Here is a 23,954-nt window from a genome sequence, read left to right as displayed (position 1 = left end):
AGCGCAGTTGTTCTAGCGGTTCAGCCCCGTCGGGAATTCCCGCCCCAGCGCCTCGGCCATGGCCTGCTGGCTCAGCATGAAGACTAGGTCGCGCTGGTGATAGTTGTGGGACAGGACCACGACCGTCACATCGGCGTCAGGCTGGTAGAGGACCAGGTTGCGGAAACCCGCCCAGCTGCCGGTATGATAGATCTGCCTGTCGTCGAAGGCCGGCGTCACCTGCCGCCCCAGGTTGTTGACGTAGAGGCCGTAGCCATAGGCCCTGTGCGGCCGTCCGCGCTCCTTCGGCGTGTCCGCCGGCGCATGATCCGCCACCATCTGGGCGTAGGCGTCCTCGCTCAGCACCTGGCCGCCGTGCAGGGCGCGGTTCCAGGCCAGCATGTCGTCCAGCGTCGAATAAAGCGCGCCCGCCCCGAAGACGACGCTGACGTTGGCGATCGGCTGCGCCGCCAGGCCGCCGGGGAAATTGGCGTAACCCATGGCCAGGCCCTTGGCGTCCGCATGGGCGTCCGATCCCGTATCCTTGAGCCCCAGCGGCTTCAGCACCGCCTCTTCCAGATAGGTCTCGAACGGCTTGCCGCTGGCCTTGGCCACGATGTCCGCCGCCAGATTATAGGCCGCGTTGTCGTAGCGGATCTTGGTCCCCGGCTCGAACTGCAGGCCATAGCGGGCCGAGGTCTCGGTCAGTTCCTGCGGCGTGCGCGGCGTAATGCGGATGCGCCCCCACTCCGCTTGGGCCATCAGGTCCGGTATGCCCGAGGTGTGCGACAGCAGGTGGCTGATGCGGATCGGCTTCCACGCGTCCGGGCAGGGTTCGATCCATTTGCACACCGGATCATCCACCGACAGCCTGCCTTCGTCCTGAAGCTTCAGAACCGCGGCGGCCGTGAACTGCTTGGACACCGAGGCCAGGCGGAATCGCGTGTCCAGAGCCAGGGGCTGCCCCGTCTCGTAGTTCGCCTTGCCGTAGACCTGACGGAACAGAACCTGGTCGCCCTTGGCCACCAGGATCGCGCCCATGAACTGCTTGTTCTCGTTCAGATAGTCCAGCCGCGCCTTCAACTGCGGCAAGGCCTCGACCACCTCGACCGGGGGCCGTTCGGGCAGATCGTCCTTCAACGCCGTGGCGGCCTGGGTTTCAGGCGCGACCGCATGGACGATCCAGGCGCCGGCGCCGGCCGATACGAGAGCTATGGCGACGAGCGAACCCAGAAACCAGGGTCGACCGCCTGCGGTCTTCGGAACGATGAACACGATACTACTGAACGCTCGGTGTTAAACGTCGAACTCCAGCCCGAACTGGGCGTAAAGGGCGCGGCTGTCCTGCCATTTCGGATCGACCTTGACGGTCAGGAACAGGTGGACGGGACGGTCGAGCAGCTCAATCAGCTCCTCGCGCGACTTCTGGCCGATCCATTTCAGGGTCTGGCCGCCCTTGCCCAGAACGATGGGGCGCTGGCTCTCGCGCTCGACATAGATGGTCTGCTCGATACGGGCTGAACCGTCGGCCTTCTCCTCGAAGGCCGTCGTCTCGACCGCCGCCGAATAGGGCAGTTCCTCGTGGACGCGCAGATAGACCTTCTCGCGCGTGATCTCGGCGGCCAGGACGCGCACCGGCACGTCGGCCGACTGGTCCTCCGGATAGAGCCACGGGCCGGCGGGCATGGAGCGCGCCAGACGCTGCTTCAGATCGTCCACGCCGTCGCCGCTGAGGGCCGAGATCATATAGACCTCTTCATAGACGCCGGTTTCGAACAGGCGGTGCGAGAGGGCCAGAAGCGTGTCGCGGCGCATGCCGTCGATCTTGTTCAGGCCCAGGATGACCTTGGTCCCCGTCGCCTTCAGGTTGGCGATGATGGTTTCTGTGTCCTCGGCCGACTTGCGGTCGGCGGCGGTTCCGTCACGGCCTTCAGAGGCGATATGCGACGGCGCGTCGATCAGGTGCAGCACCACGTCGGCGTCCTGCGCCCCGCCCCAGGCCGAGGCGACCATGGCCCGGTCCAGACGGCGGCGCGGCGTAAAGATGCCGGGCGTGTCCACCAGAACGATCTGGGCGTCGCCCTCAATGGCGATGCCGCGTACGGGGAAGCGCGTGGTCTGGACCTTCTGGGTGACGATCGAGACCTTGGAGCCCGTCAGCCGGTTCACCAGCGTCGACTTGCCGGCGTTGGGCGCGCCGATGATGGCGGCGAAGCCCGCGTGCTGGTTGGGGTTGAGGGTCTCGGTCAAATTACGCCTTCTCGTTTCAACAGCGCCGTGGCGGCGGCTTTCTCCGCCTCCTGACGCGAACGTCCTGTTTGTTTCACGGGGTCGAAGCCGACCACCGTCGCCTCGACCACGAAGGTCGGAGCATGATCTGATCCGGTGCGTTCCACCACCCGGTAAGTCGGCAGCGGACGCCCTTGAGCCTGCGCCCACTCCTGCAGAGCGGACTTGGGATTGGTCAGAGCCGGCGTCGGCGGCGACGCGAACTCCTCGGCCCAGGCGATGTCGAACATGGCCTTGGCCGCCGTCAGGCCCCCGTCGCGATAGACGGCCGCCAGAACAGCCTCGACAGCATCGGCGATGACTCCGGCCTTTCTGCGGCCGCCCGTCTTGGTCTCGCCCGCCGAGAGGCGCAGGGCCGGACCGATTCCCAGCCTTTCGCCCACACGGGCGCAGGCGGCCTTGTCCACCAAGGCGTGCAGACGCGCCGACAGTTGGCCTTCATCCGCCGCGGGAAACTCCCGCGTCAGGCGGTCGGCGACCAGCAGGCCCAACACCCGGTCGCCCAGGAACTCCAGTCGTTCGTTGTCGGCGGGACGGCGGCCGTCGGCCTGTCCCCCGCCCTCGCCTACGCTGGCGTGGGTCAGGGCCCGTTCCAACAAGGACGGGTCGGAAAACTCATGGCCGAGCCGACGCCGGAGCGCGGCGACGGCCTCGGCCCGCACGTTCGCCATCAGTCCAGGATCTTGAAGAACCGGCTGGGACGCAGGTTGGCGAACCAGCTCACGGGATTGAACAGCGAGGCTCCCGGCGACCAGGAGAAGAGAATGATCTCCGCCTTGCCGACCAGGTTCTCGGCCGGAACCATGCCCACGCCCGCCGACATCTCGACGCGGCTGTCGATGGAGTTGTCGCGGTTGTCGCCCATCATGAAGAAGTGACCGGCCGGCACCTCATAGACCGGGGTGTCGTCCAGGTCGCCGCCGGGACCGAAGTCCTGGGTCATGAAGCTCTTGCCGTTCGGCAGGGTCTCGCGCACCTGCGTCACCGGACGCGGGCCGAACATGTCGGCCATCTCGGCGCGGCTGACGACGACGTCCTTCACCGGAGCGCCGTTGATGTAGAGCTTGTTGGCGATCATCTGCACCTTGTCGCCCGGCAGACCGATCACGCGCTTGATGTAGTCGGTCTTGTCGTCGCGGGGCAGCTTGAACACCACGATGTCGCCGCGCGTCGGATCCTTGCCCAGGACGCGGCCGTCGAACAGCGGCGGGCTCCACGGGATCGAATGCTTCGAATAGCCGTAGGACCACTTCGACACCACGATGTAGTCGCCCTCATAGAGGTTGGGCTCCATCGAGGCCGACGGGATGGTGAAGGGCTGGAACAGCAGCACCCGCAGCACGAAGGCGATCAGCAGGGCGAAGACGACGGTCTTGATGATCTCGACCGTTTCGTTGCTCGCGGACTTCTCTTTTTTCACACGTTTGGCTTTCTTCGGACGCGGCGTGGCGTAGATCGGCTTGTCGCTGTCGAGCGCTTCAGGGTCGTCCCCCATGTCGAAAGGGGCGTCCCCGTCGTCGCTCCAGATCGGACGCGGCGCGGGCGCTTCTTCGGCGCCGTCGTTCGACTTCAGGTCGTCGCTCATGGTCTGCTCGAATCCCCCGCAGAACGCGGGGTTGGATGCCTGACGCCTATAGGCTGATTACGCCACGGGCAAGGCTTCGATCACCACGAAAGCGAGAGCATAGGGGTGCTCATCGCTGAGGGTCAGGTGGATGCGCGCCTCATGACCCGGCGGGGTCAGGCGCGCCAGGTGCTCTGCGGCGTGCCCCGTCAGGGCCAGGGTCGGCTGGCCGGACGGCAGATTCACCACTCCCATGTCGCGCCAGTAGACGTCGGAGCGCATCCCCGTGCCCAAGGCCTTGGCGCATGCCTCCTTGGCCGCGAACCGCTTGGCGTAGCTCCAGGCCGGATCGGCTTTCCGGTCCGAACGGGTGCGTTCCAGTTCGGTGAAGACGCGCTGCTTGAAGCGGTCGCCGAAGCGGTCCAGCGACGCCTGGATGCGCCGGATGTCCGACAGGTCGGCGCCGACGCCGATGATCACGACACAGCTCCCGAAACGGCCTCGTCCATGGCCGCGCGCATCCGACGGATGGCGGCGTCCAGGCCGACGAAGACCGCTTCCCCGATCAGGAAGTGGCCGATGTTCAATTCCTTGATCTCCCGGATCGCCAGGACGGCCCCGGCCGTAGCGTAGTCCAGGCCATGGCCCGCATGGACCTCCAGCCCCAGGATATCGGCCTGAGCCGCCGCGGCGGCCAGACGATCGAACTCGACCGCGCGTTCGGCGGGATCGGTCAGATGGCAATAGCGGCCGGTGTGGAACTCCACCACCTGAGCGCCCACGGCGGCGGCGGCTTCAACCTGATCCTCAGAGGGCTCGATGAACAGGCTGACGCGAATCCCGGCGTCCGCGAGGGCCTTCACCACCGGAGCGATGCGCGCCTCATGCCCCGCGACGGCCAGGCCGCCCTCGGTCGTCACCTCCTCGCGTCGCTCGGGCACCAGACAGGCCGCGTGCGGCCGGTGGCGAAGGGCGATGGCCAGCATCTCCTCCGTCACCGCCATCTCCAGGTTCAGCGGCTTGCCCGCGCGACGGCACAGGGCCGTCAACACGTCGATGTCGGCGTCGGTGATGTGGCGCCGATCCTCGCGCAGGTGGGCGGTGATCCCGTCCGCTCCCGCCGCCAGCGCCGCCTCGGCGGCCCGGGCCGGATCAGGATGGAACCCGCCCCGCGCGTTACGAACCGTGGCGACATGGTCGATGTTGACGCCCAGACGAACCCGCTCGCGCTTCATCGCTTTCCCGCTCCCTACTTGGACAGCCGACGGCTGCCTGGGTCCTCGACCGGCAGGGCGGCCAGTTCCGGCGGCAGGGCGTCGGCCGGATAGGCCGGCACCTCCATCGAGGCCAGGGCGATCAGCGGCACGCCCACATCGACCTTGCCGCCCGAACGGTCGACAATGCAGGCGGCGGCCACGACATCGCCGCCCGCCTTCTGGATGGCGGCGATGCATTCGCGCGAGGACAGGCCCGTGGTGACGATGTCCTCGACCATGACGATCTTCTCGCCCGGCTCGACCGAGAAGCCGCGGCGCAACTTGAACTCGCCGCCTTCGCGCTCGACGTACATGGAGCGGACGTTCAGGTGCTTGGCCGTCTCGTAGCCGGGGATGATGCCGCCGACGGCGGGCGAGATCGCCGCATCGACCGTGCCAACCGTGGCCGTGATCTTCTCAGCCAGGGCCTTGCATAGGCGCTCGCAGCGCGCGCCGTCCATGAAGACCAGGTTCTTCTGCAGGAAGACCGGGCTGTGCAGGCCGGAAGAAAGGACGAAATGGCCTTCGCGCAGGGCGCCGGCGTCGCGGAATTCGTTGAGGACGTCTTCAGTGTTCATGAAAGCCGTCCTTAGACCCTGGGGCGGCCGCCCTCAACCGCCCTATTTGATGTCGCAGTTCGGCTTCAGCCCGCCTGCCAGCAGCTTCGCCCAGACGGTTTCGGCGTCGTCGGCGAAGGCGAACAGGTCCATGTCCGAGGCCTTGACCATGCCGTGCTCGATCAGGGCGTCGAAATTGACGACCGATCGCCAGTAGGCCTCGTCGAACAGGACGATGGGAATCGGCGGCGCCTTGTCCGTCTGGCGCAGTGTCAGGATCTCGAACAACTCGTCCAGGGTGCCGAAGCCGCCGGGGAAGACCACCAGGGCGTTGGCCCGCATGGCCAGATGCATCTTGCGCATGGCGAAGTAGTGGAACTGGAAGGTCAGTTCCGGCGTCGACCAGGGATTGGGAACCTGCTCGTGCGGCAGGGTGACGTTGAAGCCGATGGACGGCGCCCCGGCCTCATGCGCGCCCTGGTTGGCGGCCTGCATGATACCCGGCCCGCCGCCGGTGGCGATGACGTTGTCGCGCACCTCGCCCGGCTCGCCTCGAAAGGCTCCGCCACGCTCAGAGGCGATGCGTCCGAACTGGCGCGCCTGTTCGTACCAATAGGCGTGACGTCCGCCGCCGTCGGCGCCGACGCGCGCGCTGCCGAAGACGACGATGGTCGATCGCACGCCCCAGGCCTTCAGCGCCTGCTCGGCCTTCTCATACTCCATCAGGAAGCGCACGCCGCGCATCGACTCGCCCAGCAGGAAATCCCGGTCCAAGGCGGCCAGGCGATAGGAGGGCGAAGCCAACTGGGCCTCGTTGGCGAGCTTCTGTTGTTCAGGAGACATTTCGGCCTTTGCTGCCATGCCGACGGCGCGAGGCTCAGCCTCGTGCGCGATCGACCGTATCGACGTAGGGATTGGCCCGAAGAGCCGCGATGATCATGGTGGCGTGGCGAGCGTCCTCGACCTCCACGTCGATGTCGACGTCATAGAAGTCGTGCTGCCGGTGCGCCATCGACAGGTTCAGGATATTGCCCCCCGCCTCGCCGATGATGGAGGCCACCTGGCCCAGCACGCCGCGAGCGTTCTTGAGCGTGGCGTGCATCTTGACCGACCCGACCGCGCTGCGTTCCGCCTGAGGCGTCCATTGCAGATCCTGCCAGACGGAATCGTCGTCGGCGAAATCGGCCAGGGTCTGGCAGTCGATCGTATGCACCGTCAGGCCCTTGTCCGCCTCCAGGATGCCGACGATCCGGTCGCCCGGCACAGGCGAACAACAGCGGCCGAAGTGAATGCTGACCCCGGGCGTCAGGCCGCTGCCGCGCACGAACAGACGCGGCGACTCCTCGCCGATCCGCTTCCGCTCCGGTCCGGCCTTGAGCTGGCCCTTCAGCGCCGGGAACAGGGTCTCGGCCACCTTGGCGGCGGTCAGGCGTCCCCGCCCGACGGCGTCGAACAGGTCCTCTTCCGTCGGCACGGCCAGGGTCATCAGCGCCTCGGTCAGCTTGACCTCGGCCAGGGATTTTCCGGCTCGCTCCAGGGTCTGCTCCAGCGTCGCCTTGCCCAGACGCACGAACTCCTCGCGCTCGGAGGTGCGGATATGGCGGCGAATGGCCGAACGCGCCCGCCCTGTGACCGTCAGGCTGCGCCAGTCGGTCGGCACCTCCCGCTTGGTCCCGCGGATAATCTCGACCACGTCCCCGTTCTGAAGCGCCGTGCGCATGGGCTTCAACTCGCCGTTGATCTTCACCCCGACAGCCGTATCGCCGACCTCGGTGTGGACCGCATAGGCGAAGTCCAGCGGCATCCCCCCGCGCGGCAGGGTGATCAGCGTCCCCTTGGGCGTGAAGACGAAGACCTGGTCCAGGTACATTTCGAGCTTGGCGTGCTCGACCCAGTCCTCGCCCCCCTCCCCGTGTTCGATCACCTGAACCAGGTGGCGCAGGTTCAGCAGGGGGTCGCGGCCGCCGTCGGCCTCCATCGCCTCGCGGTCGAAGCCATAGGACTGGTTCTTGTAGCGCCAGTGCGCCGCCACCCCGTCCTCGGCGACCCTGTCCATGACCTCGGTGCGAATCTGCATCTCGATGCGCAGGCCGCCCGGCCCGACGACTGTGGTGTGCAGGGATCGATAGTTGTTCGACTTGGGCGTCGAGATGAAGTCCTTGAACCGCTCCGGCACCATGGGCCAAGCCCGATGAATGACGCCCAGGGCGCGATAGCAGTCGTCCTCGCTCTCGACGATGACGCGGAAACCGTAGATGTCCGACAGGGAGGAAAAGCCGACCGTCTTCCGCTGCAACTTGCGCCAGATGGAATAGGGCGTCTTCTCGCGTCCCTTGACCCGCGCCCGCACTCCCGCCTCGGCCAGGACACGCTCGACCTCAGGCGAGACGGCCTCGATGGCGCTGCCGTTTTCCAGCTTCAGAGCCTCCAGCCGGCGCTGGATGGCGACGCGCGCCGTGGCGTTCAGGTGCTCGAACGCCAGCTCCTCCAGTTCGGCGGCGATGGAGTGGATACCGATCGATCGACCCAGGGGCGCATAGACCTCCAGGGTCTCGCGACTGATGCGCTCGCGCTTCTCCGGCTTCACGAAATGCAGCGTGCGCATGTTGTGCAGACGGTCGGCCAGCTTGACCAACAGGACCCGCACGTCCTTGGAAATGGCCAGGATGAACTTGCGCAGGTTCTCGGCCTGGCGCGTGTGCTCGGCCTGAAGCTCCAACCGCGACAGCTTGGTCACGCCCTCGACCAGGACGGCGATCTCCTCGCCGAACATGGCGGCGATGTCGTCGCGCGTCGCCGAGGTGTCCTCCACAACGTCGTGCAACAGGGCCGTGACGATGGTGGCCGTGTCCAGTCGGTAGTCCGTCAGGATGCCCGCGACCTGGATCGGATGGGCGAAATAGGGATCGCCCGAGGCCCGCAACTGCGAGCCGTGCATCTTCATCGCATAGACATAGGCGCGGTTCAGCAACGCCTCGTCGGCCGTGGGATCATAGGCCTTGACCGCCTCGATCAGTTCGAACTGACGCATGATCGGGGCGCGTTTGGTATCGGACACAGGGGACGCTTCAGACGAATTGGAGCCTACAGACGACTTCGGCGCCGCCCCGGTCGGGGACGACGCCGATTGGTCTTTTTGATTCCCAGCTTTATCCGTCGACGTGTCCGCCGAGGGCCGCGCCGGGAGAATGGTGACGCCGGTGACAGGCTCAGCCGTCAGTAGCGTTCCTCCTGACCGCCGTCGCGGTCGCTTTGCAGCGCGCGGATCAGCTCGGCCTCAGCCATGTTCATGTGCTGCGGCTCGGCCAGCAGGGCGACCACTTCGGCCTCGTCTTCGGCCTCGGTGCGCTCGTCGACGCGTTGCAGGGTGGTGATGATGTTTTCGCGCAGATCGTCCGGCATGACCGTCTCGTCGGCCAGTTCACGCAGGGCGACGACAGGGTTCTTGTCGTTGTCGCGATCCAGGGTCAGCGGCGCGCCGTTAGCGATGTTGCGGGCGCGGTGACCGGCCAGCAGAACCAGACCGAAACGGTTCGGCACCTTCTCGATGCAATCTTCGACAGTGACGCGGGCCATGAATTTCCTCTGGCGGCAGGGAGAACCGCACAAAATATAGGGTTAGGCGCGATTGTGCAACGCCGCGAAGGCCGGAATTGAGACCTTACGGGCGCGCTGCAGCCGGGACAGGGCGTGCGTCTAGCCCGACGGAGCAGGTCGCGGCAAGGGTCGAAGCCGTGTCCCCGACCATCGGATGCCTCCAGTCCGGCATGATCTCGGCCGTCGGCCCCATGACGAACAACCGCTCGGCTGCGCGCGGATGCGGCAGAATCAGGCCGTCCAGATCACCACTCAACCGGCCATAGGCGATCAGGTCCAGATCCAGGGTCCGCGGAGCATTGCGCGCTCCGCGGCGGCGACCGAACACATCCTCGATTCGCGCCAGGCGTTGCATCAGGGCCTTGGGGTCATGATCGGTCCGCACGACCGCAACGCCATTCAGGAAGGGCGGATCGGTCGGATCGGGCCAGGCCAGGGACGACCACCAGGAGGATCGCGCCAGAACATCGATCCCCTCGGCGCGAAACCGAGCCAGAGCGGCCTCCAGGGATTCCGCACAAGACGCCCATGCCCCCTTGTCATTGCAACCCAAGGCGACGATGACTGCATTGTCCGGATCGGGATCCCCTTCGGGAATCACGGTCGGGAACTTCATACTTTCAGCCATTTCCGCAGGCTCATTACCCATGACCGATCACTCCGGCGACCGTATCGCCCTGTTCATCGACGGCGCCAACCTCTACTCCGCCGCCCGCGCGCTCAACGTGGACCTCGACTTCCGCAAGCTGTCCGACTGGTTCAGCCAGAAAGGCCGCCTCGTTCGCGCCTATTATTACACCGCCATGGTCGAGGGCGAGGAATTCTCGCCGATCCGCCCCCTGGTCGACTGGCTCGACTACAACGGCTTCACGGTCACGACCAAGCCGGTCAAGCGCTACGTCGACGCTCAAGGCCACACCCGCACCAAGGGCAATATGGATGTCGAGATCGCAGTCGACATGCTCGAACTCGCCCCGCACCTGGACCAGATCTACCTCTTCTCCGGCGACGGCGACTTCCGTCGCCTGATCCAAGCCGTCCAGTCCAAGGGCGTCCGCGTCAGCGTCGTCTCCACGGTCAAGAGCCAGCCGCCCCAGATCGCCGATGAACTGCGCCGTCAGGCTGACGCCTTCATCGATCTGAACGACGTCATGACCCACTTCAGCAAGCCCAAGGCCCCGATGAAGGACGGCCTGGCCCGCACCCTGGAACGGACCGAGCGCCCGTCGTGAGCCGCGCGCTCAACCCCGAGCCCGCCCGCGACTGCCCGCTCTGCCCTCGCCTCGTCGCCTATCGCGCCGAGAACGCGCGCCAGAATCCAGACTGGTGGAACGGCCCCGCGCCATCCTTCGGCGATCCGAACGCACGCCTTCTCGTCGCCGGCCTGGCGCCCGGGCGAACGGGGGCCAATCGCACCGGCCGCCCCTTCACGGGCGACCACGCCGGCTGGCTGCTCTACGCCACCTTGCGCAAGATGGGCTTCGCCCAGGGCGACTATGATCCCAACGGAGACGACGATCTGCGCCTGGTCGATTGCATGATCACCAACGCCGTTCGCTGCGCCCCGCCGCAGAACAAGCCGACGACGGATGAGGAAAACACCTGCCGCCCCTTCCTGATCGACCGCCTGACCGCCCTGCCCCGGCTGAAGGTGATTGTGACCCTGGGCGACGTGTCCCGCCGCAGCATCCTGCGCACCCTGGGCAAGCCTGCCTCGGCTATCCCACCGGGGCATGGCATGGAAGGCAAGGTCGGCGGCTACACCATCATCAACAGCTATCACTGCTCGCGATTGAACACGAACACAGGTCGCCTGACCGCCGAAATGTTCGAGGACATCTTCCGCCGCGCCCGCGCGGCGCTGGAAGCCTAGAGAGGCCTCAGCCGCCGGCCACTTCGCCCGCGACCATGACGGGCGCGGCCGGTTCGCGGAAATAGCGGTCGATCCCTTCGGCCACCGAGCGCATCAGGCGGCGGCGCGACCGTTCGTCGGTCAGAACGCGTTCGTCTTCCGGATTGGTGATGAAGCCCATCTCCAGCAGGATCGCCGGCACGTCGGGGGCCAGCAGGACGGCCAGGCCCGCGTCGCGATGGCTGCGACGCAGCAGCGGATGGCTGTCGCCTTCCAGGTGAGTCAGCAGCACGCGCGCGAACTGGGCCGAGCGGTTCTGGGTGGCGCGCTGGGTCATGTCCAGCAGGATGCGGTCGACCGACGGATCGCGCCCCGGCAGGCGCAGCTCCCGCTGCCAGTCGTCGCCGCGCGTATATTCGCGCACGGCGCGCCCCGCCCCCTGCTCCGACAGGGTGTAGACGCTGGCGCCCCGCAGGGCCGGATCGCTCCCGGCGTCGGCGTGCAGGGAAATGAACAGGTCCGCGCCTGCATCGCGCGCGATCTGCACGCGGCGGCCGTGAATGACATAGACGTCGCTGTCGCGCGTCAGGCGGACGCGGTAACGACCGGTCCGCTCCAATGCGGCCTTGAGATCGCGCGCCGCAGCCAGGGTGACGGCCTTTTCCTGAGCATGAACGCCGTGAGCGCCGGGATCGCGCCCGCCGTGCCCGGCGTCGATGACGATCAGCGGCTTTTCGTTGCGCGACGTCTCGCGACGCGGCGGCGCCGACGAAGCGACAGTCGCAGCCGCTCCCGTGGCCTTCAGATCGATGACATAGCGATAATGGCGAACCCCGTCGCCCGGCGGCAGGAGAAAGCGCCGCTCGATCTCGGCCCCGCGCGCCAGATCCAGTCGAACCCGCGAGGCCCCGCCCGAACCGCTGATCTCATAGCCGCGCACCAGGCCCGATCCGCCGCCGTCTAGGCCGCGTCCAGGCGCGATGTCCGACAGGGAGACGACCACGCGCCCCGTCTTGCCGTCCTCGATGACCTGGCCGCGGACGGCCTTGCCCATGTCCAGGACGACGCGGGTGCGCTGGGCGTCCCCGCCGAAGCGAACGGCGGTGATCTGTCCGTCGGTTCCAAAGGCCACGCCGCGACCAGCCGCCAGCACGACGGCGCAAATGACGATGAAGGCCAGGCCCGTCATCGCCCACTCGCGAACGCCCCATTGGGACAGGTTGATACGCCACCGGCCGAACATGGTCGGACTTCACCCTTCTGGTTCAGAAGGCGCTTATCGCCGGGAGCTGCTGAGTATTTCGTTAAGACTTGTAACGACGCCGCTTCTTTTATTTTCCGCCGGTTATGCCTATTGTGTGATCCGTTCGCGAACGATCGCGCCCTTCGCTGCTGTTATGCGGAGCTCGGCGCGCCCTCCTCGCAACGCTGCTTTCACCTCATTCCGAGGATCGCCCGGCCTGACCGACGATCCGACGAACGGGTCCGAAGCGGGGCCTTGACCGGCCCGTTCGGACCCAGGACCGACAGAACCAAATGGGCCGACCCGCCTGCGCTCCTGACCGGCAGTTTCCTGCCGCGCTCGCAATCCGCGAGGGGATGACGCGCGCCCTGGCCCCCATTTTCATTCGGCGAGCCGCCCCCTTGTCCGCGAAGACCTTCGCAGGGCCCGGCCTGGCGCGCCTCAGAGAGACCCTTCATGTCAAAGACTATGCTGATCGATGCGGCGCACGCGGAAGAAACCCGCGTCGCCATCGTGGACGGACGTCAGGTTGAGGAATTCGACTTCGAATCCACGGCCCGCCGCCAGCTTCGCGGCAACATCTACCTCGCCAAGGTCACCCGCGTAGAGCCCAGCCTTCAGGCAGCCTTCGTCGAGTACGGCGGCAACCGCCACGGCTTCCTGGCCTTCAACGAAATCCACCCGGACTATTACCAGATCCCGGTGGCCGACCGTGAAGCCATCATGGCCGAGACCCACTCGGACGACGACGACCACGACGACCTCGGCCGCGAGGGCGACGACGAGTCCGAAGGCGGTCTGGCCGACGAGGAGCGGCTGAAGCGCCGCCTGATGCGCCGCTACAAGATCCAGGACGTCATCAAGCGCCGCCAGATCCTGCTGGTGCAGGTCGTCAAGGATGAACGCGGCGCCAAGGGCGCGGCCCTGACCACCTGGTTGTCGCTGGCCGGCCGCTACTGCGTCCTGATGCCCAACACCGGCAAGGGCGGCGGCATTTCGCGCAAGATCACCAACACCTCGGACCGTCGCCGGCTGAAGTCCGCCGCCGCCGCGCTGAAGGTGCCGCAGGGCATGGGCCTGATCATCCGCACGGCCGGCGCCAAGCGCACTCGGGCCGAGATCAAGCGCGACTACGAATACCTGCTGCGCCTGTGGGAGACGATTCGCGAGACGACCCTGAAGTCGAACGCCCCGGCCCAGATCTACGAAGAGGAAAACCTGGTCCGTCGCGCCGTCCGCGACATGTACGACAAGGACTTCGACGGCATTCAGGTCGAGGGCCTGGAAGGCTTCAAGGAAGCCCGCGACTTCATGCGCGTGCTGATGCCGTCGCAGGCCAAGAAGATCCACCTCTATCAGGGCTCTAAGCCCCTGTTCGCCGCAAACGGCATCGAAGAGGTCCTGACCCAGATTCACCAGCCGGTCGTGCCGCTGAAGTCCGGCGGTTATCTGGTGATCAACCAGACCGAGGCCCTGGTCGCCATCGACGTCAACTCGGGCCGCTCCACCAAGGAGCGCAACGTCGAGGCCACGGCCACCAAGACCAATATGGAAGCCGCCGTCGAGGCCGCCCGCCAATTGCGTCTGCGCGACTTGGCCGGCCTGATCGTCATCGACTTCATCGACATGGACGAGGGCAAGAACAACCGCGCGGTTGAGAAGGCCCTGAAGGACGCCCTGGCCAAGGACCGCGCCCGCATCCAGATGGGCCGCATCTCGGGCTTCGGCCTGATGGAGATCAGCCGCCAGCGTCGCCGCCTGGGCGTGATCGAAGGCGCGACCGAGGTCTGCGCCTGCTGCCAGGGCGCGGGCCGCATCCGTTCGGCCGAAAGCGCCGCCCTGATGACCCTGCGCGCCGTCGACATCGAGGCCGGCAAGAACGGCGCCGGGTCGGTGAACCTTCGCGTCTCGACGGCCGTCGCCCTCTACATCCTGAACCACAAGCGCAGCTATCTGCAGCGCCTGCTCGGCCAGCGCGGCCTGAACGTCGTCATCCAGATCGACGACAGCCTGGCCCAGGGCGAGCACGCCATCGAGCGCACCTCGACCAACGAAGACTTCGTGCCGGTCGTCACCCATATCTCGGCCGCCGAGTTGGACGACGGCTATGACGACAACGCCTTCGACCATGAGGACGAAGACGAGGACGACGAGGTCATCGAAGGCGACGACGAGGACGACGCCGACCTCGACCGTGAAGACAACGACGACGACGAACCGCGCGAGCGCGCCGAACAGCATGACGGCGAAGGCCGCGGCCGTGGCCGCCGCCGCCGTCGTCGCGGCGGACGCCGCGATGAGGAAGGCTCCGACGAAGGATCGACCGACGCGGTCGCCGCCGAAGACGAGGACGACGACAGCGAGGCCGGCCGTCGCCGTCGTCGCGGCCGTCGCGGCGGTCGCCGCATGCGCGAGGACGGCGATCGCGACGCCTTCACCTGGGTTCGCGGCCGCACCCCGTCGCTGGACGATCCCTACGTCTGGTTCGATCCGATCAATCCGGAACCGCGCGCTGAACGCGCCGCCCCCTCTGAGGATCGCGCGTCCGACGATGTCGTCGCCGAGCGTTCGGAAGGCGGGCGCGGCGAGCGTGAAGGCGGTCGTTCGCGCCGCCGTCGCGGTCGGGGCCGTGGCCGTGATCGGGGCCAGGACGGCCTGACCCACGAGGCCAAGGTCGAGGATCGCGCCGTCAACGAGGGCCTGCCCCCCGTCGGTTCGCCGGACACGCCCATCGCCACCGTCATCCCCGCTGAGGATGCGGCCGAGGACGCCTCGGCTCCGGTCGTCGTCGCCGAGCAGCCCAAGCGCCGCCGCGTGCGCCGCAAGGCCGCCTCCGACGTCGCCGCCGAGGCCGTGATCGAAGCGCCTGCCGAGGCGGAGACCGCGACGGCCGCCGAAGTCGAGGTCGAAGCCGAAGCTGAACCGGCTCCCATTCCAGCTCATCTGGATGTCGAACCCGTCGTCGCCGCCAAGATCGAGGCCGCTATCGAACAGGCGCTCGAAGCTCCGGTCGAGCCCGAGCCGGTCGCCGTCGCCGAACCTGTCGTCGCACCGGCGCCGGAAGTCGACGTCGCCGCCATCATCGCCGACGACCCGAACCAGATCGTCGCACCGCCCGAAAAGCCGAAGCGCGGCTGGTGGCGCCGTTGATCGGACACGATTAGACTTGATGACACGGGGGAGACTGTCGCTCTGGAGTACGCCATGACCAGGCTTCCCCGTGTCGCAACAAGCGCCGTAACACGCGCCGCATCCCGCCTCCTCGTTTCGGCCGTCGCGATCGCGGCGGTCCTGGCGAGCGCCAACGCGGCCTCGGCCCAGAGCCTGATCCGCGACACGGAGATCGAGGGCATCATCCATGAGTGGTCCGAGCCGGTCCTGGACGCCATGGGGCTGGAGCCGTCCGAGATCGAGATCCTGCTGGTCAATGACCAGGAATTGAACGCCTTCGCCACGCGCGGGCGGATCATGGGCCTGAACACCGGCCTGATCCTTCAGACCAAAACCCCGAACCAGCTCCTGGGCGTGATCGCCCACGAAGCCGGCCACATCAAGAACCGCCACACCCTGCGCGACGGGGCCCAGAACGCCGGCATGCAGCCGATGATCATGACCATGGCCCTGGGCGCCCTGGCCGCGATCGCCGGCGCCCCGGACGCGGGCGCGGCCCTGCTGGCCTCCAGCCAGTATTTCGGCACGCTCGGCGCCCTGCGCTACATGCAGAGCCAGGAAGGCGAGGCCGACATCACCGGCGCCCGCGCCCTGGAACGGGCCGGAGAGTCCGGCAAGGGCATGGTGGAGTTCTTCGAGAACTTCCGCGCGCAGGAAGTCTTCTCCGACCAGCGCCGCTACCCCTATTTCCGCAGCCACCCCCTGTCGTCGCAGCGCATCGAATCCCTGCGCCGTCCGGTCGAGGCCGCCGCCCACTACAACCACCAGGACAGTCCCGAGCGCATGGCGCAGCACGCCCTCGTGGTCGCCAAGATCCGCTCCTTCATGGAGGCGCCGAACGCGACCCTGCGGGACTATCCTTCATCCAACACCTCCCTGCCCGCCCGCTATGCGCGCACCATCGCCTGGTTCCGCGACGGCCAGACGGACAAGTCGCTGACCGCCGTCGACGCCCTGTTGGCCGAACAGCCCGAGAACCCCTACTTCTGGGAGCTAAAGGGTCAGATCCTGTTCGAGGAAGGCCGCCCCGGCGACGCCATCACCGCCCATCAACGCGCGGTCGAGCTGAAGCCCGACGCGCCCCTGCTGAAGATCAACCTGGCCCACGCCCTGATCGAAACCGCCGACCCGACAAAGCTGGACGCGGCGGTCGATCAACTGAAGCGCGCCATCGCGCTTGAGAAGGACAACACCCTGGCCTGGCGTCTGCTGGGCCAGGCCTACGCCAGCCAAGGCAAGGAGGGCGAGGCTCGCCTGGCCTCCGCCGAATACTGGTTCGCCCTGGGCCGCACGGAACAGGCGAACCAGTTCGCCATGCGCGCCCGCGACATGCTGGATCGCAACTCCATCGAATGGCGCCGCGCGACCGACATCGTCTTCGCCTCGGGCGCCACCCAGCGCGACATCGACGACGCCGAACGCCGCAACGAACAGCGCAGCAACCGCGGCGTCATTCTGCCCAACAACTGACACCCGCCTTCCGACAGAGTTCCAGACCTGATGACCGACGACGCCCGCCCCGACGCCGCCCCGACGCCGTCCCCCGCGCCCTCCAAGCCCTCGCCCTCCTGGCTGAACGGCAAGGCGCTCGGCGGCGCGGCCCTGGCCGTGTCGCTCGTCGCCCTGGGCCTTTCGGCCGCTCCCTATGTCACGGGCGGCTTCGGCGAGCGCGTGCGCGCCTACCTGGTTCAGAACCCCCAGGTGCTGGACGAAGTCCTGGCCGCGCGCGAGGCGCACGAGAACCAGAACCGGGTCGCCGCGATCGACGCCGCCGCCAAGGCCAACCCCTCCCTGCTGGCGGTCGACGCCCGCGATCCCAGCTTCGGCCCCGCCGACGCCAAGGTGACGGTGATCGAGTTCTTCGACTTCCGCTGCCCCGGCTGCAAGGCCGTGGCCCACGAGTACCGCGCCCTGATGGCCGCCCATCCGGAGGTGCGCTTCGTCTTCAAGGACTGGCCCATCCTGGACCGGGGCGACGACGTGACCTCGCAGTACGCCGCTCGCGCCGCCCTGGCCGCGCACCAGCAGGGCAAGTATCTGGCCGTCTACGACGCCCTGATGAACGCACGCGCCCTGGACCGCGAAGCCATCGACCGCATCCTGGTCGAAAGCGGCGTCGACCTGGCCAAGGCCCAGGCGGCCATGGCCTCGCCGGACATGACGCGCCATGTCGCCGACATCCACACCACGGCCGCGACCCTGGGCCTGCAGGGCACGCCAACCTTCTTCATCAACGGCAAGGCCAGCCCCGGCATCGACCCGCGCGAAGTCGGCGCCCTGATCGAGGCGGCGAAGCGCTAACCGGCGCCTCGCCATCCTAATTGTCCCAGAAGGCTATTTGAATTTTCTGGGCTTTTCAGAAATTCAGCCCAATCGACCTAGCAGACCCTCCCACGGCCTTATAATGCCCAAGCGGCGCAAACGGCGGGGCGGGTCTCGTCGGTTTCAGACGATTCAGACCCTGTTTTCATCTGCGCCCCGCCCTCCTGTTCACGCCCTGGATTTCGGACGTTTCAGACGATTCAGACCCTGTTTCGCGGACTGAATGAGAACAGGACCAATAGCGGCTATGCAGCCGCCAGGGTCCGCTCGCCGCCTACCCATTCCACGTCGGCCCGCCGCATCGCCGCTTCGGCCGCCTGGACATTGCCCAGCCTCCGCTCGGCCTCGGCCAGGACGAAATAGCTGAAGGGATCGCCGGGCCAGTCCTTCAGCAGTTCCTCGATCTTGGCCTTGGCCCCGGCCGCGTCGCCGCCGGCCAGCAGGGCCGCCGCCAGACTGCGCCGCGTCGGATACCAGATGATCGGAGGGTCCCCGCCCTCGTCGTCCATGGCCTGGATCTGGGCCGCGCGGGTGAAGGCGGCGACGGCGGCGCTCGCATTGCCCTCGATCATGGCCGCCCGACCTTCCAGGACACGCTGAGACAGCTCGGTGAAGACCGCCCTCTGCTCGGCCATCGGCCCGGTGAAGGGCGTCGCTTCGCGCAGAGCCTTGATCGCCTCCGCCTCGGCGCGGACAGCCGCAGCGTCGCCCGCCCTCGCCGCGGCCTCGCCCCGCGCATATCGCCAACTGATGCGCAGCAAGGGATGGGTGGCCGGCGGCTCCTTCAGCGCCGCCACCTGCTCCGGCGAGCCGAACCGGCCGTAGACGGCGTAGGCGTTATTGGCGACGATCTGCCGCCAATAGTCCTGGGCGCCGATGTCTGGATAGGTGGTCAGGAACCAGTCCGCCAGCTTCAGCCCCGCCTCGCCGCCCCCGGCCATCAGGGCGCCGCCCATGCCGAAGTGGATGTTGTGCGCGTGCAGCCGCATCACCGGCACCCCGCCCGGCGGCTTGGCCAGGGCGTCATAGCGCCGGTCCAGAGCCACGGCGTTGACGTTGCTCTCCATCGCGTCGCGATAGCGCCCGACGCGGTAGTAGGTGTGCGAGGGCATATGCACCAGGTGGCTGGCCCCCGGAGCCAGCAAGGCCAGCCGCTCGCCATAGGGGATGGCCTTGTGCGGATCGTCCGACCACTCGGTCAGGTGGATATAGAGGTGGATCGCGCCGGGATCGTCCGGGTCTTTCGCCAACGCGTGTTCCAGCAGGCCCATGGCGCGGGGAATAGCCGGATCGGCCGCCTTGCCCTCGTCGTCCCACCAGTCGTCGGCGGCCAGAAGCCAGGCGTCGGCGGTGATATTGGCGATGGCCCCGTCGTCCGGGTTCTGGCGCGCGATCCGGTCCATCCTCCGGGCGAAACGGTCCGCACGGCTCTTCTCCCCGCCGGAATAGCGCTGGATCAGGGCGTCGATCATCTGGCGCTGCACCGGCGTCGCGTCACGGGCCAGACGGCGCGCGTCGCGGGCGGCCTGGCGGGCGGCGTCGATGGAAGCCTTGTCCTGACCGCCGCCGTTCAGGTTGGGCCCTATGGCCCAGGCCTCGCCCCAGGCGCACATGCCGCAGCTCGGGTCCAGCGCCCGCGCCTTGCGGAAGGCCCGCACGGATTCCGTATGCTCGAACGCCCAGCGCAGCCGCACGCCATGGTCGAACCAGGCCTGGGCTTCGGGGTTGACCGTATCGACCTTGAAGCCGCCCGTACCGAAGCCTTCGACCATGACGATGCCGTCCACCGACGGGGCGTCTTCGATGGCCGAGCCGCCCGGACCACAGACCTGCGGCTGATCCAGCAGATCGCGCACGGCCTTGTCCGCCGTCGCATCCGCCACCGCCATCGGCCCGATCATGCAGGCCGCCAAGGCGGTGCAGGCCATCCATCCGAAACGCATCATCCCTCTCCCCAGAACTGAGACGAGAGTGCGCCGCCGATGTCGGCCCGACAAGCCGCCCCGAGGTCGCGCCCTAGATCAGGCCCGCCAGCGGCGACGACGGGTCGGCGTAGAAACGCTTCTTCATGCGGCCCGCCAGATAGGATTCTCGCCCGGCGATGACCGCGTGCTTCATGGCGCTGGCCATCAGGATGGGATCGCGCGCCTCGGCGATGGCGGTGTTCATCAGCACCCCGTCGCAGCCCAGTTCCATGGCGATGGCCGCATCGGACGCCGTGCCCACGCCCGCATCGACCAGGACCGGAACCTTGGATTGCTCGATGATCAGGCGGATGTTGATCGGGTTCTGCACCCCCAGGCCCGAGCCGATCGGCGCGCCCAACGGCATGACGGCCACGGCGCCCGCGTCCTCCAGCTTGCGCGCATAGACCGGGTCGTCGGTGCAATAGACCATGACCTCGAAGCCCTCGGCGGTCAGCAGCTTCAGCGCCCGCAGGGTTTCTTCCATGTCCGGGAACAGGGTCTTGGGATCCGACAGGACCTCCAGCTTGACCAGGGTCCAGCCGCCCGCCTCGCGTGCCAGACGCAGGGTCCGCACCGCGTCCTCGCCCGTGAAGCAGCCCGCCGTATTGGGCAGATAGGTGTACTTCTTCGGATCGATGAAGTCCGTCAGAACCGGCTGGTTCGGATCGGTCAGGTTCACCCGGCGCACCGCCACGGTGACGATCTCGGCGCCCGAAGCCTCGGCTGCCGCCGCGTTCTGGGCGTAGTCCCGGTACTTGCCGGTGCCCACGATCAGGCGCGAGTTGAAGGTGCGGCCGGCGACGGTCCAGCTGTCGATACGGGGAGCGGTGTCAGTCATGTCCCTGACCTAGCGCCGCCCGCCGCCCGGGGAAAGCCGCGTTGCGGGATTTGATCGCCTCAGCCCCCGCCCACGAACTGCACCAGTTCGATCCTGTCGCCCTCGGCCAGCGCCGTCTCTCCGTGCAGCGAGCGCGGCACGATTTCCAGATTGCGCTCGACCGCCACCTTCTTCGGATCCAGCGACAGTTCCTGAACCAGGCCCAGAATGGTCGTGGCGGCGGTGTCCCGGGCCTCACCGTTGACTTCGATACGCAAGCTGTTCGCTCCAGAGGGTGCGGGTGGAGAGGCGACGCCTCTTTCGGAGACGTTAGATAATGGGGATTCCAGCGCAGGACATCAAATCCACGGTCTAAGCCTGCTATCGACCCGTTGTGGACGTTGCGTGGGTGATAAGGGGAAGGCACTGTGAGAGAATGGCTGCCATGGTTCCATCAAAGATCAGCCGCGTGGGCATCTTGATCCCGATGTGGCTGAGTCTATCCGCATGCGACGCATGGCCGACAACTGTCGTGGATCGTGCGAATGCCCCCATCCAGTTCCGCTGGCACCATGAGGATCACGCCGAATGGTCAGCATGGAGAACCGTTCCGACGGGTGAATCCATACTGCTTGCCAGAGCTCATTACGTCGAGGATTTCGAGAGGATGGAGGTCATAGAGGCAGGCAAGACGTATTCCGTGACGCCTACACAGATGGCGGAGTTCAGAAGCATATGCGCCCGTACATGGGTTGATCGCATCACGACGATGGGTGACTGTGAGATCGCTTACGGTGGCGGAGGTAGGTTCACTGTGCGTCGAGTTCGGTAGTCCGCTAACCACTCTTGACGGACTTCCAAAAAGGCCCGCTCGCAGGCGCCAGCCTCCCCCAACGTCAACCTTTTCAACCACCCGCTTTGCGGCGCGTCTCACCTGAGCTACAACGCCGCTCGATTCCGCGCGGACACGGCGCGCCTGTTTTGCGAGCGAATGCCCGAAACCTTCATCCTCTACGTCCTGAATGGCCCCAACCTGAACCTTCTCGGCGTTCGGGAGCCGGACATCTATGGCCATGAGACCCTGGCCGACGTTCAGGCCCTGTGCGAAGCGGCGGCCGAGGGCGCCCGGGTCGTCTTCCGCCAATCGAATCACGAAGGCCAGTTGGTCGACTGGATTCAGGAGGCCCGGACCGAGGCTGACGCGCTTGTGATCAACCCGGCGGCCTTCACCCACACCTCCGTGGCCCTGCTGGACGCGCTCAAGGCGCTCAGCATCCCCGTGGTCGAGTGCCATCTGTCGAACCCCGCCGCGCGCGAGGCGTTCCGGCATCACTCCTATGTCTCCCTGGCCGCGACCGGCGTCATCGCCGGCTTCGGCGCCCGCAGCTACGAATTGGCCGTGAAGGCCGCCCTGGGCGAGGCGCGCAAGCGCGCCGAGGCCGCGGCCCGTTCGTCCTAAGATTTCAAAGAAGAGTCCCCCAATGTCCGACGACAAGAACAAGAACATCGACGCCGACCTGGTCCGCAGCCTGGCCGACATTCTGAACGACACCGATCTGACCGAGATCGAGGTCGAGCGTGGCGACCTGAAGATCAAGGTGAAGCGCGAAGTCACCGTCGCCGCCGCCCCGATCCAATACGCCGCCGCCCCGGCCCCGGTCGCTCACGCCGCCGCGCCCGTCGCCGCAGTTCCGACCGCCATGCCGTCGGACCCGGCCACCATCGTTTCCCGCAAGGGCGAAGAGGTGAAGTCGCCGATGGTCGGCACCGCCTACCTGCAGCCCTCGCCGGAGGCTCCGGCCTTCGTCAAGCCGGGCGACAAGGTCAAGAAGGGCCAGACCCTGCTGATCGTCGAGGCCATGAAGACCATGAACCCGATCCAGGCCCCGCGTGACGGCGTCGTCTCGGAAATCCTGGTCGGCGACGCCCAGCCGGTCGAGTTCGGCGAAGCCCTGGTCCTGCTGGAAGCCTGAGACCGGATATGTTCACCAAGGTCCTGATCGCCAACCGCGGCGAAATCGCCCTGCGCATCCACCGGGCGTGCAAGGAGATGGGCATCTCTACCGTCGCCGTGCACTCCGAAGCCGACCGCGGCGCCATGTGGGTGCGCCTGGCCGACGAAAGCGTCTGCATCGGCCCAGCCCCGGCGGCCAAGTCCTATCTGAACATCCCGCAGATCATCGCGGCGGCGGAAATCACCGGCGCACAGGCGATCCACCCGGGTTACGGCTTCCTATCGGAGAACGCCCGCTTCGCCGAGATCATCGAGGCCCACGGCCTGACCTTCATCGGTCCCAAGCCCGACCACATCCGCGTCATGGGCGACAAGATCACCGCCAAGCAGACGGTCAAGGACGCGGGCATCCCCGTCGTCCCCGGCTCTGACGGCGAGGTCGAGACCGTCGAGGCCGCCATCGAGGCGTCCAAGTCCATCGGCTTCCCCCTGATCGTCAAGGCCGCCGCAGGCGGCGGCGGTCGCGGCATGAAGGTGGCCATGACGGCAGACGACCTGGTCGAGGCCGTCCAGACCGCCCAGACCGAGGCCAAGGCCGCCTTCGGCAACGGCGCCGTCTACATGGAGCGCTATCTCCAGAAGCCGCGCCACATCGAGATCCAGGTGATCGCCGACAGCCACGGCAACGTCGTCCACCTGGGCGAACGCGACTGTTCGCTGCAGCGTCGCCACCAGAAGGTGCTGGAAGAGGCCCCCTCGCCCGCCCTGTCGGCCGAGGGTCGCAAGAAGATCGGCGAGACGGTCAACAAGGCCATCGCCGCCATCGGCTATCTGGGCGCCGGCACCATCGAGTTCCTGTGGGAAGACGGCGAGTTCTTCTTCATCGAAATGAACACCCGTCTGCAGGTCGAACACCCGGTCACGGAGATGATCACGGGCGTCGATCTGGTCCGCGAACAGATCCGCATCGCCGCGGGCCTGCCGCTGTCCTTCACCCAGGAAGACATCCACTTCGAAGGCCACGCCATCGAGGTGCGGGTGAACGCCGAGAACTCGGAAACCTTCACCCCGTCGCCAGGCACGATCACGGACTTCCACGCCCCGGGCGGGCTGGGCGTGCGCCTGGATAGCGCCATCTACGCCGGCTATTCGATCCCGCCCTACTACGACAGCCTGATCGGCAAGCTGATCGTCCACGGCCGCGACCGCGAGGAAGCCCTGGCTCGCCTCAAGCGCAGCCTGAACGAGATGGTTATCGGCGGCATCGACACCACCATCCCCCTGTTCCAGAAGCTGCTGCAGGAGCCGGACATCCTGTCGGGCGACTACGACATCCACTGGCTGGAGAAGTGGGCGGCAGCCCAGAAGGCCAAGGCCTAACCCCTC

Annotated in this window: 23 protein-coding genes; 8 read left to right on the top strand and 15 right to left on the bottom strand. The window is 67.0% G+C overall.

Going from position 1 to position 23,954, the window contains the following annotated elements; translation table 11 throughout:
- Window positions 1–12 precede the first annotated feature (12 nt).
- From ABIE19_RS06930 to folK, 11 genes are all read right to left on the bottom strand, one after another.
- Entirely contained in the window at window positions 13–1,254 is a 1,242-nt protein-coding gene (locus ABIE19_RS06930) for a serine hydrolase domain-containing protein (RefSeq protein WP_354088388.1), read from the bottom strand.
- A gap of 21 nt (window positions 1,255–1,275) precedes the next feature.
- Window positions 1,276–2,229, bottom strand: coding sequence for a GTPase Era (era, locus tag ABIE19_RS06925; RefSeq protein WP_354088387.1), 954 nt, complete (start codon window positions 2,227–2,229; stop codon window positions 1,276–1,278).
- Window positions 2,226–2,939: a ribonuclease III gene (gene rnc / locus ABIE19_RS06920; protein ID WP_354088386.1), complete on the bottom strand. Its 714-nt coding sequence runs from the start codon at window positions 2,937–2,939 to the stop codon at window positions 2,226–2,228. The genes era and rnc overlap by 4 nt, the downstream gene beginning before the upstream one ends.
- Entirely contained in the window at window positions 2,939–3,853 is a 915-nt protein-coding gene (gene lepB / locus ABIE19_RS06915) for a signal peptidase I (RefSeq protein ID WP_354088385.1), read from the bottom strand. Before lepB ends, rnc begins: the two co-directional genes overlap by 1 nt.
- Before the next feature lie 57 nt (window positions 3,854–3,910).
- On the bottom strand, window positions 3,911–4,312 hold the full coding sequence (acpS, locus tag ABIE19_RS06910) for a holo-ACP synthase (protein ID WP_354088384.1): 402 nt from the start codon (window positions 4,310–4,312) through the stop codon (window positions 3,911–3,913).
- Window positions 4,309–5,067 carry a pyridoxine 5'-phosphate synthase gene (locus tag ABIE19_RS06905; protein ID WP_354088383.1) on the bottom strand — a complete coding sequence of 253 codons (759 nt, stop codon included), beginning with the start codon at window positions 5,065–5,067 and terminating at the stop codon, window positions 4,309–4,311. The genes acpS and ABIE19_RS06905 overlap by 4 nt, the downstream gene beginning before the upstream one ends.
- Before the next feature lie 14 nt (window positions 5,068–5,081).
- The gene (pyrE, locus tag ABIE19_RS06900; RefSeq protein ID WP_354088382.1) at window positions 5,082–5,666 is read right to left on the bottom strand and encodes an orotate phosphoribosyltransferase; all 585 of its coding nucleotides are present in this window, start codon (window positions 5,664–5,666) and stop codon (window positions 5,082–5,084) included.
- A gap of 42 nt (window positions 5,667–5,708) precedes the next feature.
- Window positions 5,709–6,488 carry an LOG family protein gene (locus tag ABIE19_RS06895; RefSeq protein WP_354088381.1) on the bottom strand — a complete coding sequence of 260 codons (780 nt, stop codon included), beginning with the start codon at window positions 6,486–6,488 and terminating at the stop codon, window positions 5,709–5,711.
- A 34-nt stretch (window positions 6,489–6,522) separates the two neighbouring features.
- Complete coding sequence (locus tag ABIE19_RS06890; protein WP_354088600.1) at window positions 6,523–8,676, bottom strand: RelA/SpoT family protein; 2,154 nt, start codon at window positions 8,674–8,676, stop codon at window positions 6,523–6,525.
- Window positions 8,677–8,861: 185 nt separating this feature from the next.
- Window positions 8,862–9,221, bottom strand: coding sequence for a DNA-directed RNA polymerase subunit omega (gene rpoZ / locus ABIE19_RS06885; protein WP_354088380.1), 360 nt, complete (start codon window positions 9,219–9,221; stop codon window positions 8,862–8,864).
- 85 nt (window positions 9,222–9,306) lie between these two features.
- The gene (folK, locus tag ABIE19_RS06880; protein WP_354088379.1) at window positions 9,307–9,870 is read right to left on the bottom strand and encodes a 2-amino-4-hydroxy-6-hydroxymethyldihydropteridine diphosphokinase; all 564 of its coding nucleotides are present in this window, start codon (window positions 9,868–9,870) and stop codon (window positions 9,307–9,309) included.
- 19 nt (window positions 9,871–9,889) lie between these two features.
- Here folK and ABIE19_RS06875 point away from each other — a divergent pair, with 19 nt between their 5' ends.
- Window positions 9,890–10,474, top strand: coding sequence for a LabA-like NYN domain-containing protein (locus tag ABIE19_RS06875; protein WP_354088378.1), 585 nt, complete (start codon window positions 9,890–9,892; stop codon window positions 10,472–10,474).
- The gene (locus ABIE19_RS06870; protein ID WP_354088377.1) at window positions 10,471–11,115 is read left to right on the top strand and encodes a uracil-DNA glycosylase; all 645 of its coding nucleotides are present in this window, start codon (window positions 10,471–10,473) and stop codon (window positions 11,113–11,115) included. The genes ABIE19_RS06875 and ABIE19_RS06870 overlap by 4 nt, the downstream gene beginning before the upstream one ends.
- A 7-nt stretch (window positions 11,116–11,122) precedes the next feature.
- On the opposite strand, the gene ABIE19_RS06865 is transcribed toward ABIE19_RS06870, so the two are convergent.
- Window positions 11,123–12,337, bottom strand: a complete 1,215-nt coding sequence (locus tag ABIE19_RS06865) for an N-acetylmuramoyl-L-alanine amidase family protein (RefSeq protein WP_354088376.1) — start codon at window positions 12,335–12,337, stop codon at window positions 11,123–11,125.
- A gap of 456 nt (window positions 12,338–12,793) precedes the next feature.
- Between ABIE19_RS06865 and ABIE19_RS06860 the strand changes: the two genes are divergently transcribed.
- From ABIE19_RS06860 to ABIE19_RS06850, 3 genes are read left to right on the top strand one after another with little or no spacing between them, the layout of a single operon-like run.
- Window positions 12,794–15,487 (top strand): Rne/Rng family ribonuclease, encoded by a 2,694-nt coding sequence (locus ABIE19_RS06860; protein WP_354088375.1) that lies wholly within the window; start codon window positions 12,794–12,796, stop codon window positions 15,485–15,487.
- A gap of 54 nt (window positions 15,488–15,541) precedes the next feature.
- Window positions 15,542–16,978 (top strand): M48 family metalloprotease, encoded by a 1,437-nt coding sequence (locus ABIE19_RS06855; RefSeq protein WP_354088374.1) that lies wholly within the window; start codon window positions 15,542–15,544, stop codon window positions 16,976–16,978.
- A 30-nt stretch (window positions 16,979–17,008) separates the two neighbouring features.
- On the top strand, window positions 17,009–17,809 hold the full coding sequence (locus ABIE19_RS06850; protein ID WP_354088373.1) for a DsbA family protein: 801 nt from the start codon (window positions 17,009–17,011) through the stop codon (window positions 17,807–17,809).
- Between the two features lie 266 nt (window positions 17,810–18,075).
- Here ABIE19_RS06850 and ABIE19_RS06845 read toward each other — a convergent pair whose 3' ends face one another.
- The 3 genes from ABIE19_RS06845 to thiS all read right to left on the bottom strand — a co-directional run bounded on the left by ABIE19_RS06845 (window position 18,076) and on the right by thiS (window position 20,892).
- The gene (locus ABIE19_RS06845) at window positions 18,076–19,773 is read right to left on the bottom strand and encodes a tetratricopeptide repeat protein (protein WP_354088372.1); all 1,698 of its coding nucleotides are present in this window, start codon (window positions 19,771–19,773) and stop codon (window positions 18,076–18,078) included.
- A 73-nt stretch (window positions 19,774–19,846) separates the two neighbouring features.
- Entirely contained in the window at window positions 19,847–20,635 is a 789-nt protein-coding gene (locus tag ABIE19_RS06840; RefSeq protein WP_354088371.1) for a thiazole synthase, read from the bottom strand.
- 59 nt (window positions 20,636–20,694) lie between these two features.
- Window positions 20,695–20,892: a sulfur carrier protein ThiS gene (gene thiS / locus ABIE19_RS06835; protein ID WP_003168098.1), complete on the bottom strand. Its 198-nt coding sequence runs from the start codon at window positions 20,890–20,892 to the stop codon at window positions 20,695–20,697.
- A gap of 713 nt (window positions 20,893–21,605) precedes the next feature.
- On the opposite strand from thiS, the gene aroQ reads away from it, so the two are divergent.
- Genes aroQ through accC form a run of 3 tightly spaced genes read left to right on the top strand, consistent with a single transcriptional unit; the run spans window position 21,606 to window position 23,948 of the window.
- Window positions 21,606–22,073, top strand: a complete 468-nt coding sequence (gene aroQ / locus ABIE19_RS06830; protein ID WP_354088370.1) for a type II 3-dehydroquinate dehydratase — start codon at window positions 21,606–21,608, stop codon at window positions 22,071–22,073.
- A gap of 22 nt (window positions 22,074–22,095) precedes the next feature.
- Window positions 22,096–22,587 (top strand): acetyl-CoA carboxylase biotin carboxyl carrier protein, encoded by a 492-nt coding sequence (accB, locus tag ABIE19_RS06825; protein ID WP_354088369.1) that lies wholly within the window; start codon window positions 22,096–22,098, stop codon window positions 22,585–22,587.
- A gap of 8 nt (window positions 22,588–22,595) precedes the next feature.
- On the top strand, window positions 22,596–23,948 hold the full coding sequence (gene accC, locus ABIE19_RS06820; protein ID WP_354088368.1) for an acetyl-CoA carboxylase biotin carboxylase subunit: 1,353 nt from the start codon (window positions 22,596–22,598) through the stop codon (window positions 23,946–23,948).
- Window positions 23,949–23,954 lie beyond the last annotated feature (6 nt).

This window comes from Brevundimonas faecalis (genome assembly GCF_040549405.1).
In the GTDB taxonomy this organism is placed as follows: Bacteria; Pseudomonadota; Alphaproteobacteria; order Caulobacterales; family Caulobacteraceae; genus Brevundimonas; species Brevundimonas faecalis.
Note: the sequence above shows the minus strand (reverse complement) of the source record. Positions and strands in the feature narration are given on the sequence as shown.

What these genes read in the sequence shown, in the direction of transcription:
- rnc (WP_354088386.1), bottom strand. Translation starts at nt 2,939, where the DNA reads ATGGCGAACGTGCGGGCCGAGGCCGTCGCCGCGCTCCGGCGTCGGCTC.
- lepB (WP_354088385.1), bottom strand. Translation starts at nt 3,853, where the DNA reads ATGAGCGACGACCTGAAGTCGAACGACGGCGCCGAAGAAGCGCCCGCG.
- ABIE19_RS06905 (WP_354088383.1), bottom strand. Translation starts at nt 5,067, where the DNA reads ATGAAGCGCGAGCGGGTTCGTCTGGGCGTCAACATCGACCATGTCGCC.
- pyrE (WP_354088382.1), bottom strand. Translation starts at nt 5,666, where the DNA reads ATGAACACTGAAGACGTCCTCAACGAATTCCGCGACGCCGGCGCCCTG.
- ABIE19_RS06895 (WP_354088381.1), bottom strand. Translation starts at nt 6,488, where the DNA reads ATGTCTCCTGAACAACAGAAGCTCGCCAACGAGGCCCAGTTGGCTTCG.
- ABIE19_RS06890 (WP_354088600.1), bottom strand. Translation starts at nt 8,676, where the DNA reads ATGCGTCAGTTCGAACTGATCGAGGCGGTCAAGGCCTATGATCCCACG.
- rpoZ (WP_354088380.1), bottom strand. Translation starts at nt 9,221, where the DNA reads ATGGCCCGCGTCACTGTCGAAGATTGCATCGAGAAGGTGCCGAACCGT.
- folK (WP_354088379.1), bottom strand. Translation starts at nt 9,870, where the DNA reads ATGGCTGAAAGTATGAAGTTCCCGACCGTGATTCCCGAAGGGGATCCC.
- ABIE19_RS06875 (WP_354088378.1), top strand. Translation starts at nt 9,890, where the DNA reads ATGACCGATCACTCCGGCGACCGTATCGCCCTGTTCATCGACGGCGCC.
- ABIE19_RS06865 (WP_354088376.1), bottom strand. Translation starts at nt 12,337, where the DNA reads ATGTTCGGCCGGTGGCGTATCAACCTGTCCCAATGGGGCGTTCGCGAG.
- ABIE19_RS06860 (WP_354088375.1), top strand. Translation starts at nt 12,794, where the DNA reads ATGTCAAAGACTATGCTGATCGATGCGGCGCACGCGGAAGAAACCCGC.
- ABIE19_RS06855 (WP_354088374.1), top strand. Translation starts at nt 15,542, where the DNA reads ATGACCAGGCTTCCCCGTGTCGCAACAAGCGCCGTAACACGCGCCGCA.
- ABIE19_RS06850 (WP_354088373.1), top strand. Translation starts at nt 17,009, where the DNA reads ATGACCGACGACGCCCGCCCCGACGCCGCCCCGACGCCGTCCCCCGCG.
- ABIE19_RS06845 (WP_354088372.1), bottom strand. Translation starts at nt 19,773, where the DNA reads ATGCGTTTCGGATGGATGGCCTGCACCGCCTTGGCGGCCTGCATGATC.
- ABIE19_RS06840 (WP_354088371.1), bottom strand. Translation starts at nt 20,635, where the DNA reads ATGACTGACACCGCTCCCCGTATCGACAGCTGGACCGTCGCCGGCCGC.
- aroQ (WP_354088370.1), top strand. Translation starts at nt 21,606, where the DNA reads ATGCCCGAAACCTTCATCCTCTACGTCCTGAATGGCCCCAACCTGAAC.
- accB (WP_354088369.1), top strand. Translation starts at nt 22,096, where the DNA reads ATGTCCGACGACAAGAACAAGAACATCGACGCCGACCTGGTCCGCAGC.
- accC (WP_354088368.1), top strand. Translation starts at nt 22,596, where the DNA reads ATGTTCACCAAGGTCCTGATCGCCAACCGCGGCGAAATCGCCCTGCGC.